We start from the raw sequence: 14,362 nt of genomic DNA, 5'->3' as shown, positions 1-14,362 counted from the left end.
CGCCAGGTCTGGGCGTCGATGGGCGCCCAGCCCCGGAGGTGTAGGATGGAACCCGTCAGAACGTGCATCGGATGCCGTTCGCGCGCTCCACGATCCTCGCTTCTGAGGGTCGTCTCCCAAAACTCGTTGGTCCTGGCCGATACCTCGGCCGTGCTTCCGGGCAGAGGTGCGTGGCTGCATCCGACACTCGAGTGCTACCGCCTCGCCGTTCGGAAGCGCGCCTTCGGGCGGGCACTCCGCATTCGCGGCGAAGTGGACACCGGCAACGTAGAGAACAGGCTGAACACAAGTGATGACCAATGAGTAACAACTCATGAGTGGCTCGAAATGAGCCCCGTCCGCCATTGATGGTTCGCCCCTGTCCGGGGTCGGACCCGGAACAGGAGAGAAGTGGCTGCCAAACCACGCGTACACGAGATCGCATCCGAACTCGGTGTCGACAGCAAGATCGCCCTTGAGAAGCTCAAGGAGATGGGCGAGTACGTCAAGGGACCCTCGTCGTCCATCGAACCGCCCGTCGCGCGCCGCCTGAAGGCCGCGCTCGAAGCAGCAGGCGCTGCGGCCAAGGACGCCGCACCCGCCGCCGCTGCCCCCGCAGCACCCGCACGTCCGTCGGCGGCGAAGCCGGGCATCAAGCCCGGCCCCAAGCCGGCGCCCAAGCCCGTCGCCGCACCCGAGGCTCCGGCCGAGGCCCCTGCCGCCGCGGCACCCGCCGACGTGCCGCTGACCGTGGCCGAGCGCCAGGCCCAGGCCGAAGAGCGTGCGGCGCAGGCCGCAGCCGAGAAGGCTGCAGCCGCAGAGGCCCCCGCGGCCGCCGCGACCGAGACCCCGACCGACGAGGCCAAGCCCGGCTCCGCGCCGAAGCCCGGTGGGGCTGCGCCTCGTCCCGGTGCTCCGCGTCCCGGTGCTCCCGCGTCGCGCCCGGGCAACAACCCGTTCGCCAGCGCGCAGGGCATGGGCCAGAAGCCCGCGATCCCGCGTCCGGGCAACAACCCGTTCGCCAGCGCGCAGGGCATGGGCCAGCGCCCGAGCCCCGGCAACATCCCGCGCCCGCAGGCACCCCGTCCGGGCTCGCCCCGTCCGGGTGCTCCGCGCCCGGCCGGTGCAGGCGGTCGCCCCGGCGGCGGCTTCCAGCGCCCCGGCGGCGCAGGTGCCGGTGCCGGTGCACGTCCCGGTGGCGGCGGCGGTTTCCAGCGCCCCGGCGGTGGAGCTCCCGGTGCCGGTGGCGGCTTCGCGCCGCGCCCAGCAGGCGGTGGCGGCGGCCGTGGCCGTGGCCCCGGCGGCGGCACGGCAGGTGCCTTCGGCCGCGGTGGCGGCAAGAGCAAGTCGCGCAAGTCGAAGCGCACGAAGCGGGCCGAATTCGAGATGCGGGAGGCCCCGTCGCTCGGCGGCGTCAGCGTTCCTCGCGGAGACGGCACCACCGTCATCCGTCTGCGTCGCGGCTCGTCGATCTCGGACTTCGCCGACAAGATCGACGCGAACCCCGGTTCGCTCGTCACGGTGCTGTTCCACCTCGGTGAGATGGCCACGGCGACCGAGTCGCTCGACGAGGCCACCTTCGAGGTGCTCGGCGCCGAGCTCGGCTACAAGATCCAGGTCGTCTCGCCCGAAGACGAGGACAAGGAGCTCCTCGAGGGCTTCGACATCGACCTCGACGGCGAACTCGACGACGAGGGCGACGACGTCCTCGAGCAGCGTCCGCCCGTCGTGACCGTCATGGGTCACGTCGACCACGGTAAGACACGACTGCTCGACGCGATCCGCAACGCCAACGTCGTCGCAGGCGAGGCCGGCGGCATCACGCAGCACATCGGTGCCTACCAGGTGCACACCCAGCACGAGGGCATCGACCGCGCGATCACCTTCATCGACACCCCGGGCCACGAGGCGTTCACCGCCATGCGTGCCCGTGGTGCGCAGGTGACCGACATCGCGATCCTCGTGGTCGCGGCCGACGACGGCATCATGCCCCAGACGATCGAGGCGCTGAACCACGCGCAGTCGGCCAACGTGCCGATCGTGGTCGCGGTGAACAAGATCGACAAGGAAGACGCCAACCCGGCCAAGGTGCGCCAGCAGCTCACCGAGTTCGGCCTCGTCGCCGAGGAGTACGGCGGAGACGTCATGTTCGTCGACGTCTCGGCTCGCAACGACATCGGCATCCAGGACCTGCTCGACGCAGTGCTCCTCACCGCCGATGCCGGCCTCGACCTGCGTGCGAACCCGAACAAGGACGCCCGCGGTGTCGCGATCGAAGCGAAGCTCGACAAGGGCCGCGGTGCCGTCGCGACCGTGCTCATCCAGTCCGGAACGCTGCGCGTCGGTGACGCGATCGTCGCTGGCACGGCCTACGGCCGCGTCCGTGCGATGGCCGACGAGAACGGCGACCCCGTGCTCGCCGCGACCCCGTCGCGCCCGGTCCAGGTGCAGGGCCTCTCGAGCGTCCCGCGCGCCGGCGACACCTTCCTCGTCACCGAGGAGGACCGCACCGCGCGTCAGATCGCCGAGAAGCGCGAAGCCGCCGAGCGCAACGCCCAGCTGGCCAAGGCCCGCAAGCGCATCTCGCTCGAGGACTTCACCCGTGCACTCGAAGAGGGCAAGGTCGAATCGCTCAACCTCATCATCAAGGGTGACGTCTCGGGTGCCGTCGAGGCGCTCGAGGAGTCGCTCCTCAAGATCGAGGTCGACGACTCGGTGCAGCTGCGCATCCTCCACCGCGGTGTGGGTGCGATCACCGAGAGCGACGTCAACCTCGCGACGATCGACAACGCGATCATCGTGGGCTTCAACGTGCGTCCCGACACGAAGGCGCGCGAGCGCGCCGCTCGCGAGGGCGTCGACATCCGCTTCTACTCGGTCATCTACAACGCGATCGACGAGATCGAGGACTCGCTCAAGGGCATGCTCAAGCCCGAGTTCGAAGAGGTCCAGTCGGGTGTCGCCGAGATCCGCGAGGTGTTCCGCTCCTCGAAGTTCGGCAACATCGCGGGTGTCATCGTGCGGTCGGGAACGATCACGCGAAACGCCAAGGCACGCGTCATCCGCGATGGCGTCGTCGTCGGCGACAACCTCGCGATCGAGTCGCTGCGTCGCTTCAAGGACGACGTCACCGAGGTGCGCACGGACTACGAAGCCGGTATCGGCCTCGGCAAGTTCAACGACATCCAGGTGGGCGACGAGATCGAGACCACCGAGATGCGCGAGAAGCCTCGCGCATAGTCGAGACGGTCGGGGCGGCGCGAGCCGCCCCGATCCCGTCCCGGAAGGAGACACAGCATGGCTGATCCCGCACGCGCCCGCAAGATGGCGGACCGCATCAAGGAGATCGTCGCCCGACGGCTCGACAAGGGCCTCCGCGACCCGCGACTCGGTTTCGTCACGATCACGGACGTCCGCGTCACGGGCGACCTCCAGCACGCGAGCATCTTCTACACGGTGTACGGCACCGACGAGGAGCGCAGCGACTCGGCCCTCGCGCTGAAGGCCGCCACCGGCATGCTGCGCACCGAGGTCGGTCGCAACATCACGGCGCGGCTCACGCCGTCGCTCGAGTTCATCCTCGACGCGATCCCCGAGAACGCCGACCACATCGCCGCGCTCCTGCGCGAGGCCCGCGAACGCGACGCCGAGACCGAGGCGGCGGCGAGCGCGGCCGAGTACGCCGGCGACGCCGACCCGTACGTGAAGCCGCGCGATTTCGAAGAAGACGAGTCGGAAGACGACGAGTCCGAGGCCGACGAGTCCAAGCGGGCGTAGATTCGCTGAACGATATGGAAGGCACGCCCGTCAGGGCGTGCCTTCCGTCGTCGGTGCCCGCTTCGCGACGGCTCTCGTGCCGGAGTCGCGCACGCGGAGCCTCGCCCGCATCGCACTCACGCGTCGGGGAGCGTGAAGCCGTCGTCATCGGGCACGGCGAGCCCGTCGGCAACGAGCGTGTCGATGGCGCGATCGAGCTTCGCCTGGTCGGCCCAGATCGGCGCGAGCTCGGCACGGGCCACCGGACGGTGCGCGGCACGGAGTTCGCGCATCACGAGCCCACGCACCTGCCGGTCGGAGCCCTCGAAGCGGGCCTGCTTCGCCGTGCGCGGTCCGTCGTACTCGGGGCTGCCGGCGAGCCGCCAGGCGCACCGGTCCGCGATCGGGCACGACTCGCACCTCGGCGAGCGGGCGGTGCACACGGTGGCCCCGAGCTCCATCGCGGCCGCGTTGAACACGCGCGCCGCGGCATCCGACTCCGGGAGCAGCGCATCCATCGCCGCGAGATCGCGGGCGGTCGAAGGCGGACCGGGATGGCCCTGCCCCAGCACGGCACGGGCGATGACCCGTCGGGTGTTCGTGTCGACGACCGGATGCCGCGCGCCGAACGCGAACGCCGCCACCGCGCGTGCGGTGTACGGCCCGACACCGGGCAGGGCGAGCAGGTCGTCGAGCTCGCGCGGCACCTCGCCGCCGTGCCGCTCGACCATCGCGGTCGCGGCCCGGTGCAGCCACAGGGCTCGGCGCGGGTAGCCGAGCCGGTCCCAGGCGCGCACCGCCTCGGACGGGGGAGCGGCCGCCATCGCGGCGGGCGTCGGCCAGCGCTCGATCCATGCCTCCCATCGGGGGACCACACGCGAGACCTGGGTCTGCTGCAGCATGAACTCGCTCACCATCACGGCCCACGGCGACACGTCGGCCGCACGCCACGGCAGCGGGCGCGCGGCATCCGCGAACCAGTCGTTGACGGCCTCGGCGAGGTCGGGCGATGCAGCGGGCATCCTCCCAGCCTAGGCACCCGAACGGATGCCCCGGCCACCGTCGCTGACTAGCATTGGCCCCATGCAACTGGTGACGACGCCGCGAGTGACGTTCCTACGGCAGCTCTCCGACGAGATCCTGCGGCACTCCGGGCGCGGGCGCATGATCGTGGCGATCGACGGCCCGGTGCGCAGCGGCAAGACCCGGTTCGGCGACGACCTCGCCGACGTGATCCGCGAGCGCGGTCACCGCGTGTTCCGCGCCAGCATGGAAGGCTTCCACCGCTCGCGGGCTGCGCAGGACGTGTTCGGCGACGACACCCCCGAACGCTACTTCCGGTACGGGTTCGACGAGTCGGCGTTGCGCCGAGTGCTCGTGGAGCCGTTCCGCATGGGCGGGTCGACGGCGTTCGTCACGGCCGTGCTCGACCCCGCCCGCGACGCCTGGGTCGAACCGAAGTGGATCACCGGCCCCGCCGACGCCATCCTCGTGCTCGACGGCCGGTTCGTGATGCGCCCGCGACTCGCCGAACTCTGGGACGTGCCGATCGTGCTCGACGGCGAACCGGTGGACCCGGCCGACGTGCTCGCCTACGCCGAGGCGGATCCGCGCCTCGGCGATGCCGTCGTCGTCGACGACCGCGACGCCGCGCACCCGAGCCTCGTCGTCGGCTGAAACGGCTGATCAGGCGGCATCCGATCGGCCTCGTCGGGGTGCTGCGCCGCGCGTTCCCCCGCTGTGCGCGAGCTTGGCCCCACTTTGCGGGGGAAATCGTCGAATCCGACCGCGGATCGGTGGACGCGACCTGTCGCGAGCCGCCATACTGAAGGTTCACAGCCCTTGCCCCCGGCTGTGCGATCCCTCACGCACCACCCGAAGACCCGAACACCCGTGTGCGCCTGCCCAAGGCTCCACGGTCCACGCCGTGCTGTCGCGCGCGCACTCGGCCTTCGCCAGGGTTCGCAAACGCCGGTTCGATCGATGGAGAACCCGAATGCCCAACCCCAGCGGTTCGGTACGCGGTGCCCTGCGCACCTGGCGCACCCGCACCCGGCCTGAATCACCGAGCTTGTGGCGTCGCGCCGCGGCCGTCCTGACCACCCTCGCCCTCGCCGGCGGCCTCTCCGTCGTCGCCATGGCGGCGCCCGCGAGCGCGCACACCGGTGACCTGAAGGCCACCGCCGTCTGCAACACCACAACGGGCATGTACGACGTCACGTACACGCTCGAGCTCACCCAGGTCGACAAGAACCTCACGGGCTCGACCAAGTGGCGCGTGGGCGGGAGCTCGTTCGACGGCACGCCGAAGAGCGACGCCGGCATGAACAAGGGCCCGATCCCCTCCCAAGGCAACGCGACGCTCGTGCTCGGCACCGAGTCGATCTCCGGCACCAGCACGACCGGTCCGTGGGTCTACGCCTACACCACGTGGAACGACAAGTACTCCAAGGGCTCCGACGGTCGCGTCGAGAAGCTCAAGGGCGACTGCCGTACGTCGAACACGCCGAAGCTGACCGTGTGCCACTGGGACAACGGCACGAAGGCGTACCAGCGCCTCGAGCTCCCCGTGAGCTCGATCCGCAGCGGTCACGACGACCACTCCAAGGACATCATCCCGTCGTACACGTACAAGACGTACGCATGGTGGGACGTCTGGGAGACCAGCCCGATCATCAACACGGTGCCCGCGCAGGGAGACCAGACGCTGCTCCAGTACGCCGACTGCGTCAAGCCGCCGACCAAGATCGACGTGCCGGCCGCTCCGGCGTTCAGCGACAAGTGCGGGCCCGGCAACACGGTCTTCACCGAGCCGGCCGACACGACCGAGCTCGACTGGACGACGACGCGCGCCAACGGCAAGATCACGGTTTCCGTGAAGCCGCAGGCCGGGTTCGCGTTCAAGAACGGTGAGCCGTCGATCACGTTCCCGGCATACGTCGTCAACGACGCGCCCTGCCCGCCGACCAAGATCGTCGTCCCGGCTGCTCCGGCGTTCAGCGATGAGTGCGGGCCCGGCAACACGGTCTTCACCGAGCCGGCCGACACGACCGAGCTCGACTGGACGACGACGCGCGCCAACGGCAAGATCACGGTTTCCGTGAAGCCGCAGGCCGGGTTCGCGTTCGAATCCGGTGCGCCGTCGATCACGTTCCCGGCGTTCGTGATCAACGACACGCCCTGCCCGATCGATGTTCCGGCCAAGCCGGCGTTCAAGGACGAGTGCGGTCCCGACAACACGGAGTTCACCGAACCGGTCGACACGACCGAGCTCGACTGGACGACGACGCGCGCCGACGGCAAGATCACGGTTTCGGTGAAGCCGCAGGCCGGCTTCGCGTTCAAGACCGGTGAGGCGTCGATCACGTTCGATCCGTTCGTGATCAACGATGCAGACTGCCCGCCGGAGGAGACTGCCGCCCCGGGCGAGCCGGCATTCGACGACTCGTGCGGTCCCGACAACACGGTGTTCACCGACCCGATCGACACCGACAAGCTCGACTGGACGGTCACGCGCACCGCCGAGTCGATCACGGCGACGGTGGCCCCGCAGAAGGGCCTCAAGTTCCCGGCTGGTGCGACGACGTCGTGGACGTTCAAGATCGTCGACACCGACTGCATCCCGCTGGCAGCCGCGCCCACTCCGACCGAGAAGTGCGGCGTCGACCTCGACGCGATCGAGCTGCCCGACGAAGTCGAACACGTGAGCTGGAAGATCGTCGGCGACCCGCGCAGCGGCAATGCGACCGCGATCGCGACCACCGACGATGGCCACTTCTTCGCCGACGGTACGACGTCCAAGTCGTTCGAGTTCACGTTCGACGATGAGGAATGCATCGAGCCGACGCTCGAGGGATCGTTCGCGACCGGCAAGTGCATCGCCGATGCGCCCTGGATCTTCTACGACGTCAAGCTGGTCGACCCTGACGAGCAGGCGACGAGCAAGAAGGTCTCGCTCGTGCTGAGCGACGGCACGAACACCGAGACCCTCGAACTCGGCGAGCTCAAGGACGGCGTGCTGAAGGGTCAGCGTCTCTGGCCCGGTGCATCGGTCGCCGCGGACGGCGTCACGCCGACCGGTTGGCCCGGCTGGGAGCAGAAGGTCGACGGCACCTGGCAGGAGACCACCGGGAACTTCGCCTGGACCCGCTCGGTGACCAAGGCCACGCTCGTCGTGAACCCCGAGATGACGGTCGACCTGAGCTACCCGCCCGCGACCCCGAACTGCGCCAACGGCCCGACCATCGTGCCGACCGGCGGCGGTGACGGCACCACCACGGCGGGTGGCGGCATCGGCCTCGCCGAGACCGGCTTCGCCGGTACGGGCATCGCCATCGTCGCGGGTCTGATCGTGCTCGCAGGCGCAGCGTTCCTCGTGATCGCCCGCGTTCGCCGCAAGAACCGCGCGTAGCGACATCCGCTAGACGCAGAGAGGGGGTCCGGTTCGCCGGGCCCCCTCTTTCGCGCGTGGTCGAACGCGCGGCCGACCGAGGTTCGACCGACGCCCGCTCGGTCGTACGCGCGGGTCAGACCAGAGCGAGCACGTCGAGCACACGCGCTCGCGGCAGCGGCCGCCCGGCCGCCTCGACCTCGTGCACGAGCGCGGTGAGGGCCGCGTTGACGGGCGCGGCGAGGGCGGCGATGGATGCCTCGCGCACGACGGCGCCGTTCAGGTAGTCGATCTCGGTCGGCTGTCCGCGGCGAAGGCTCTGCTGCGTTGAGCCCCGGTTCTGCTCCCAACTCATTCTGGAGACGAGTGCCGACGGCACCGCGGTCGCCTCGGCGAGCGGCAGGGAGGCGAAATCCCTGAGCGAGGCGTCGTCGAGTCCGTTCAGGGCGACGAACCGCACTCCGCGAGCGATGCCGATCCGAACGCACTCGCGCATCGAGGCCGTCAGTACGGCGAGCAGCCCCGAGTCGGCGACGACGTCGCCGAGTGTGGACCCGACGATCGCGGGCACCGCGTTGACCATGTTCACGACGAGCTTGGTCCACTGCGCTCCGCGGAAGTCGTCGATCGCGAGCACCGGCACGGCGTCGGAGAGCAGCGCTGCGAGGCGCACGGCCTCGGGGCCGGCCGATCCGTCGCCGCGACCGAGTCGGCTCTCGGCCGTCGCCGTCACGTGCACGACGCCCGGCTCGGAGTGGTCGGCGGCGATGAGCGAGAGCAGGCCGAAGCACCGCGAGCGAGGGAGCAGCCGCGAGGCGGTGTCGACGCCCTCGAGTCCGTTCTGCACGACCACGACGGGCGCGCCGTCGATGCGCTCGCGATTCGCGGCGATCGCGGCCTCGGCGTCCTGCGCCTTGGTGCACACGAGCACGAGCTCCGGGCGAACGGTCAGGCGCTCGGCGACCGCGACCTCGGCGATCACATCGCCGAATCCGCCGCTGAGACGGATGCCACGGGCCTGGATCGCTGCGCGCACGGTGCCGCGCGCGGCGACCTCGACCTCGTGGCCGGCCTGCGAGAGCAGTGCCGCGAACGTTCCGCCGAGCGCGCCGGCGCCGATGATCCCGATCCTCACCCGCCAAGCGTAGGGGAGGGCCAGCGACGAGGGCGTGCGACCGGTCGGCTGTTAGCCTGTAGGGCGTGAACAGCGGCATCCTCCTCGTCGACAAGCCGCAGGGCATCACCAGCCACGACGTGGTCGCGCGCACGCGTCGCCTCGCCGGAACCCGCCGGGTCGGGCACGCCGGCACGCTCGATCCCATGGCGACCGGCCTCCTCGTGCTCGGCATCAACGGGTCGACCCGCCTCCTCACCTACCTCGTCGGCCTCGACAAGGAGTATGTCGCGACGATCCGACTCGGCGCCGGGTCGAGCACCGACGACGCCGAGGGCGAACTGTTCGACGCGGCATCCGCCGAGCTCATCGCGGCCGTCGACGAGGCGCGCGTCGCCGACGGCATCGCGAAGCTGACCGGCGTCATCGACCAGGTGCCGAGCGCCGTCAGCGCGATCAAGGTCGACGGCAAGCGCGCGTACCAGCGGGTGCGCGACGGCGAACAGGTCGAGCTCAAGGCCCGCACGGTGACGATCTCGGCCTTCGAGGTGCTCGACACCCGCCGCGTCGACGGGTTCGTCGACCTCGACGTCCGGGTCGAGTGCTCGTCGGGCACGTACATCCGCGCGCTCGCCCGCGACCTGGGCGCCGACCTCGGCGTGGGCGGGCACCTGACGGCCCTTCGCCGCACGCGCATCGGGCGCTTCGGGGTCGCCGAGGCATCCGTGCTCGAAGACCTCGACGTCGCGTCGGCGCTCATCGGGGCCGCGGATGCCGCGGAGCTGGCGCTGCCCGTGGTGCACGTCACCCCGCAGCAGGCGATCGACCTCGGCCACGGCAAGCGCATCGACGCGGCCGGAGCGCCCGAGACGGCGAAGGGTACGCCGATCGCCGCCGTCGCCGACGTCGCACACGAGGAAGCCGACGGCGCCGCAGATGGTGCCGCAGCACGGCGCCTCGTCGCGATCGTCGAGCGCCGCGGCGAGACGCTGAAGGTCGTCGTCGGCTTCCCGGTCGAGGACGCCTCGTGATCGAGTGGTTCATGTGGGTGCAGCTCGCGGTCGCGATCGCGGCGGGGCTGCTGTGCATCGTGCTCGGCTTCGCGGGTCGGCCGCCGAGCGACCTGTCGAACGGATCGCTCGTGCTCGTCGAGCTGCTGCTCGTCGCGCAGGTGGTCGTCTCGATCGTCGCCCCGGCGTTCGGCAACGCGCCGACGGGCAACGCCCTCGAGTTCGGGATCTACCTGTTCGCGGCACTGCTCGTGCCGCCCGCCGCGATCTTCTGGGCGCTGCTCGACCGCAGCAGGTGGAGCACGGTCGTGCTCGGTGTCGGCGCGCTCACCGTCGCGGTGATGCTGTACCGCATGTTCCAGATCTGGACCGTGCAGTCGGCATGACCCGCGTCTGAGAGAATCGAACGACATGTCTGAAACGCCTGCGAACACCGCGAACACCGCGAGCGCCGCCGACTCCGCCGCAGCTGCGCCGGTCGCACCCGCTCCGGCCACCGCCGATCGACCTCGCATGGGCGGCGTCGGTCGCGTGCTCGTGGCGGTGTACGCCGTGCTCGCGTTGGCGGCGACTGGGCGTTCGTTCTACCAGATCGCGACGAAGCTCGACGAGGCGCCGGTCGCGTATGCGCTGTCGGCCCTGGCGGCGGTCGTCTACATCGTCGCGACCATCGCGCTGATCCGTCGTGGTCGCGTGTGGTATCGCGTGGCGTGGGCGACGCTCGCGTTCGAGTTCACGGGCGTGCTCGTGGTCGGCGTGCTGAGCGTGCTCGACCCCGAGCTCTTCCCGCACGACACGGTGTGGTCGTGGTTCGGCCGCGGCTACGTGTTCATCCCGCTCGTGCTGCCCGCCCTCGGCATGTGGTGGCTCGCGAAGCACCGGCCGGGGGCGTCGGTCGCGACATCCGGCGACCTCACGAGAACGGATGCCGCGTGAAGACCTTCAAGGGCGTCGACGGGGTTCCGGCGGGCTTCGGCCCGAGCGCGGTCACGATCGGCAAGTTCGACGGCGTGCACCAGGGGCACCGCGCGCTGATCGAACGCATCCGAACGATCGGCGACGAGCGCGGGCTCGTGACGGCCGCGGTCACCTTCGACCGCAATCCGCTCGCGCTGCTCGCGCCCGACAAGTGCCCCGAAGCGCTCGTGAGCGTTCGGCAGAAGCTCGAACTGCTCGCAACGACCGGCGTCGATGCGACGCTCCTGTTGCCGTTCGATCGCGCGCTCGCATCGGTGCCGGCGGCCGAGTTCGTCGAGCGCGTGCTCGTGCGGGCACTCGACGCGAAGGTCGTGCTCGTCGGCAAGGACTTCCGCTACGGCGCCAGGGGGGCCGGTGACGTCGACCTGCTCATCGAACTCGGCCGCGAGTACGGCTTCGAGGTCGAGGTCGTCGACGACGTGCGTCCCGAGGGCGAGCGGCGGGTCTCGTCGACGTGGATCCGCGAGATCCTCGCCGAGGGCGATGTCCGTCACGCCACGGCGCTGCTCGGCCACACGCCGACCGTGTCGGGCATCGTGGTGCACGGCGCGAAGCGCGGCCGCGAACTCGGGTTCCCGACCGCGAACCTCACCCCCGAGTCCGAGGGGCTCGTGCCCGCCGACGGCGTGTACGCCGGGTGGCTGACCGACGCGGGCACGCGGTACCCCGCGGCGATCTCGGTGGGCGACAACCCGACCTTCGAGGGCGTCGCGCCGAAGCAGGTCGAGGCGTACGTGCTCGACCGCACCCTCGACCTCTACGACCACGTCGTCGACGTGGAGTTCGTCGAGCGCATCCGCGGCATGGTCGCGTTCACGAGCATCCCCGACCTCGTCGAGACGATGCGCGGCGACGTCGAACGCGCGAAGCAGATCCTCGCGTGACCGGGGCCATCCCGGCGATCCCGTCGGGTGAGCCGCCGCGGCCGCTCTGGGCGGGCCGCACGCTGGCGCTCCTCGGCATCCTGCTCGTCGCGTCGAGCCTGCGCACGGGCGTCGCATCGTTGTCGCCCATCATCGCCGAGATCGACGTCGACATCCCACTGCCGCCGGCCCTGGTCGGCCTGCTCGGCATGCTCCCGCCGCTGTGCTTCGCCGTGTTCGCCATCCTCACGCCGATCATCGCGAAGCGGTTGGGGCTCGAGCGCACGGTCGTCGTGGCGCTCGGCGTGCTCGCGGTCGGGCTCGCCGGGCGGGGCCTGGCGCCGGAGTCCGTCACGCTGATCGGCGCGAGCGTGCTGGTCTTCGCCGCCGTGGGCGTCGGCAACGTGCTGCTGCCGCCCCTCGTGAAGCGGTACTTCTCGGATCGCGTCGGGCTCGTGACGACGCTCTACGTCTCGATCATCTCGGTGAGCACGTTCGTGCCGCCGCTCATCGCGGTGCCGGTCGCGGATGCCGCCGGCTGGCGCATCTCGCTGGGGGAGTGGGCGGTCATCGCGCTCATCGCGCTGGTGCCGTGGATCGCCCTGCTCGTGCACCCGCGGGCGACGGCGCCGGCGGCCCTGGTCGAGGAAGCTGCAGGGGGCCAGGTGCGACGCGCGCTCCGGTCGCCGATCGCGTGGGCGCTCGCGACGATCTTCGCGGTGTCGTCGGTCAACGCCTACGTGATGTTCGCGTGGCTGCCGAGCATCGTGACCGACGTCGCGGGCGTCACGAGCGGGCAGGCGGGCGCGCTGCTCTCGCTGTTCGCGGCGATGGGCCTGCCTGCGGCGCTGCTCGTGCCGATCGTCGCGGCGCGCTACGACCGCATCCGCACGCTGGTCGTCATCTCGGTGCTCGCGTTCGTGCTCGGCTACGGCGGCCTGCTGTTCGCGCCCGAGGCCGCGATCTGGCTCTGGGTCGCCCTCATCGGCACCGGCCCGCTGCTGTTCCCGCTCGCGCTCGTGCTCATCAACCTGCGCTCGCGAACGCACGAGGGATCGATCGCCCTGAGCGGGGTGGTGCAGTCGGTGGGCTATCTCATCGCGGCCGTCGCCCCGATCGGCATCGGACTCGTGCACGAGGCGACGGGCGGCTGGACGGTGCCGCTCGTGATCCTCGCGGCGACCGCGGTGCCCGGCGCGATCGCGGGATTCCTTGCGGCGCGGCCCGGGTACCTCGAAGACGAGCGCCACCCGCATCAGGGGTAGTCGCCAGCTTCGTCAGGAGACGAGCTCCGGCCGGTGCACGAGCGCGGCCGCTCCGACGAGCGGCCCCTCGTCGGATAGTGCGGACGGTTCGATGCGCGTGCGCGTCACGAACCCGAAGACGACGCGTTCGGCGAGTGCGGCCCTGGCGTGCTCGAACAGGGCGGGCGACACCCGGCTGAAGCCGCCGCCGATGGCGACGACGTCGAGATCCAGCAGGCTCGAGGCGGATGCCGCGGCACGGCCGATCGCGGTTCCGGCGCGTTCGACGGCCGCGAGTGCGACGGGGTCGCCGGCGGCGTGCGCAGCGGCGAGATCCTCGCCCGTGGTGCCCTCGAAGCCGCGCGCGCGCGCCCAGGCGACGGTGCGGGGCCCGGAGGCGACGGCCTCGAGGCATCCGCGACCCCCGCAGGCGCAGGGGTCGTCGAATCCGGCGACCTCGATGTGGCCGATGTGCCCGGCGTTGCCGGTGGGGCTCGGCACGGTGCGGTCGCCGAGCACGAGTCCGCCGCCGACGCCGGTGGAGACGATCATGCCGAGCAGGTTGTGCGCACCGCGGCCCGCCCCGATCCAGTGCTCGGCGAGCGCGATGCAGACGCCGTCGATGCGCAGCACGACCGGCGCGTCGGGCACGAGGGCCGCGATCAGCGAGGCGAGCGGGTAGTCGCGCCAGGCGGGCACGTTCAGCGGGGACACGGTGCCGTCGGCGACCGCGATCGGCCCGGCGGAGCCGATGCCGGTGCCGACGAACGGCGTGCCGTCGGGGATCGCTGCGCGGGCCGCGAGGACGACCTCGCTCACGGCCTGCTCGAGTTCGTCGCTCGTCGCAGTCGGGCCGGTCGGCCGGCGATGCCGCGAGGCGGCGATCACGGTGCCGTGGTCGTCGACGAGGGCCGCTTCGACCTTCGTGCCGCCGAAGTCGAGGGCGATGGCGAGCGGGCGGGTCACGGGGCCGACGTTCACCACGCCAGCATAGGGCGCGCACACATCCGGCATCCATGCTCATATGA

The 14,362-nt window shown here is 70.9% G+C and carries 13 protein-coding genes; 10 read left to right on the top strand and 3 right to left on the bottom strand.

The window, feature by feature from the left end:
* The first annotated feature begins 18 nt into the window (after positions 1-18).
* The 3 genes from ATC03_RS19815 (at position 19) to rbfA (ending at position 3,756) form a co-directional block, all read left to right on the top strand.
* Positions 19-303: a YlxR family protein gene (locus ATC03_RS19815; protein WP_335622235.1), complete on the top strand. Its 285-nt coding sequence runs from the start codon at positions 19-21 to the stop codon at positions 301-303.
* 87 nt (positions 304-390) lie between these two features.
* Positions 391-3,219 (top strand): translation initiation factor IF-2, encoded by a 2,829-nt coding sequence (gene infB / locus ATC03_RS13300; RefSeq protein ID WP_067877954.1) that lies wholly within the window; start codon positions 391-393, stop codon positions 3,217-3,219.
* Between the two features lie 57 nt (positions 3,220-3,276).
* Positions 3,277-3,756, top strand: a complete 480-nt coding sequence (gene rbfA / locus ATC03_RS13295; RefSeq protein ID WP_067877951.1) for a 30S ribosome-binding factor RbfA — start codon at positions 3,277-3,279, stop codon at positions 3,754-3,756.
* Between the two features lie 116 nt (positions 3,757-3,872).
* On the opposite strand, the gene ATC03_RS13290 is transcribed toward rbfA, so the two are convergent.
* A complete protein-coding gene (locus ATC03_RS13290; RefSeq protein WP_067877946.1) occupies positions 3,873-4,757 on the bottom strand; it encodes an HhH-GPD family protein in 885 nt (294 codons plus the stop codon).
* Positions 4,758-4,818: 61 nt separating this feature from the next.
* Here ATC03_RS13290 and ATC03_RS13285 point away from each other — a divergent pair, with 61 nt between their 5' ends.
* Both ATC03_RS13285 and ATC03_RS21035 read left to right on the top strand, forming a co-directional pair.
* Entirely contained in the window at positions 4,819-5,412 is a 594-nt protein-coding gene (locus ATC03_RS13285) for a nucleoside/nucleotide kinase family protein (protein WP_067877944.1), read from the top strand.
* Positions 5,413-5,731: 319 nt separating this feature from the next.
* Positions 5,732-8,146 (top strand): hypothetical protein, encoded by a 2,415-nt coding sequence (locus tag ATC03_RS21035; protein ID WP_227820098.1) that lies wholly within the window; start codon positions 5,732-5,734, stop codon positions 8,144-8,146.
* A 115-nt stretch (positions 8,147-8,261) separates the two neighbouring features.
* Here the strand turns inward: ATC03_RS21035 and ATC03_RS13275 are convergent, their stop codons facing one another.
* Positions 8,262-9,260 (bottom strand): ketopantoate reductase family protein, encoded by a 999-nt coding sequence (locus tag ATC03_RS13275; protein ID WP_067877940.1) that lies wholly within the window; start codon positions 9,258-9,260, stop codon positions 8,262-8,264.
* 65 nt (positions 9,261-9,325) lie between these two features.
* Here ATC03_RS13275 and truB point away from each other — a divergent pair, with 65 nt between their 5' ends.
* From truB to ATC03_RS13250, 5 genes are all read left to right on the top strand, one after another.
* Complete coding sequence (truB, locus tag ATC03_RS13270) at positions 9,326-10,270, top strand: tRNA pseudouridine(55) synthase TruB (protein WP_067877936.1); 945 nt, start codon at positions 9,326-9,328, stop codon at positions 10,268-10,270.
* Positions 10,267-10,635, top strand: a complete 369-nt coding sequence (locus tag ATC03_RS13265; protein WP_067877933.1) for a hypothetical protein — start codon at positions 10,267-10,269, stop codon at positions 10,633-10,635. The genes truB and ATC03_RS13265 overlap by 4 nt, the downstream gene beginning before the upstream one ends.
* Before the next feature lie 127 nt (positions 10,636-10,762).
* The gene (locus tag ATC03_RS13260) at positions 10,763-11,185 is read left to right on the top strand and encodes a hypothetical protein (protein WP_067882165.1); all 423 of its coding nucleotides are present in this window, start codon (positions 10,763-10,765) and stop codon (positions 11,183-11,185) included.
* Positions 11,182-12,111 carry a bifunctional riboflavin kinase/FAD synthetase gene (locus tag ATC03_RS13255; RefSeq protein ID WP_067877930.1) on the top strand — a complete coding sequence of 310 codons (930 nt, stop codon included), beginning with the start codon at positions 11,182-11,184 and terminating at the stop codon, positions 12,109-12,111. Before ATC03_RS13260 ends, ATC03_RS13255 begins: the two co-directional genes overlap by 4 nt.
* Positions 12,108-13,355, top strand: coding sequence for an MFS transporter (locus tag ATC03_RS13250; protein WP_067877928.1), 1,248 nt, complete (start codon positions 12,108-12,110; stop codon positions 13,353-13,355). Before ATC03_RS13255 ends, ATC03_RS13250 begins: the two co-directional genes overlap by 4 nt.
* Positions 13,356-13,367: 12 nt before the next feature.
* Here the strand turns inward: ATC03_RS13250 and ATC03_RS13245 are convergent, their stop codons facing one another.
* Positions 13,368-14,315, bottom strand: coding sequence for an ROK family protein (locus ATC03_RS13245; RefSeq protein WP_227820097.1), 948 nt, complete (start codon positions 14,313-14,315; stop codon positions 13,368-13,370).
* Positions 14,316-14,362 lie beyond the last annotated feature (47 nt).

The organism is Agromyces aureus, assembly GCF_001660485.1.
Classification (GTDB): domain Bacteria; phylum Actinomycetota; class Actinomycetes; order Actinomycetales; family Microbacteriaceae; genus Agromyces; species Agromyces aureus.
The sequence above is the reverse complement of the archived record's forward strand: the minus strand, read 5'-3'. Positions and strand labels throughout refer to the sequence as shown.

Excerpts from the sequence above, each read along its gene's own strand:
- ATC03_RS19815 (WP_335622235.1), top strand. The coding sequence starts at position 19 with ATGGGCGCCCAGCCCCGGAGGTGTAGGATGGAACCCGTCAGAACGTGC.
- rbfA (WP_067877951.1), top strand. The coding sequence starts at position 3,277 with ATGGCTGATCCCGCACGCGCCCGCAAGATGGCGGACCGCATCAAGGAG.
- ATC03_RS13290 (WP_067877946.1), bottom strand. The coding sequence starts at position 4,757 with ATGCCCGCTGCATCGCCCGACCTCGCCGAGGCCGTCAACGACTGGTTC.
- ATC03_RS13285 (WP_067877944.1), top strand. The coding sequence starts at position 4,819 with ATGCAACTGGTGACGACGCCGCGAGTGACGTTCCTACGGCAGCTCTCC.
- ATC03_RS21035 (WP_227820098.1), top strand. The coding sequence starts at position 5,732 with ATGCCCAACCCCAGCGGTTCGGTACGCGGTGCCCTGCGCACCTGGCGC.
- ATC03_RS13260 (WP_067882165.1), top strand. The coding sequence starts at position 10,763 with ATGGGCGGCGTCGGTCGCGTGCTCGTGGCGGTGTACGCCGTGCTCGCG.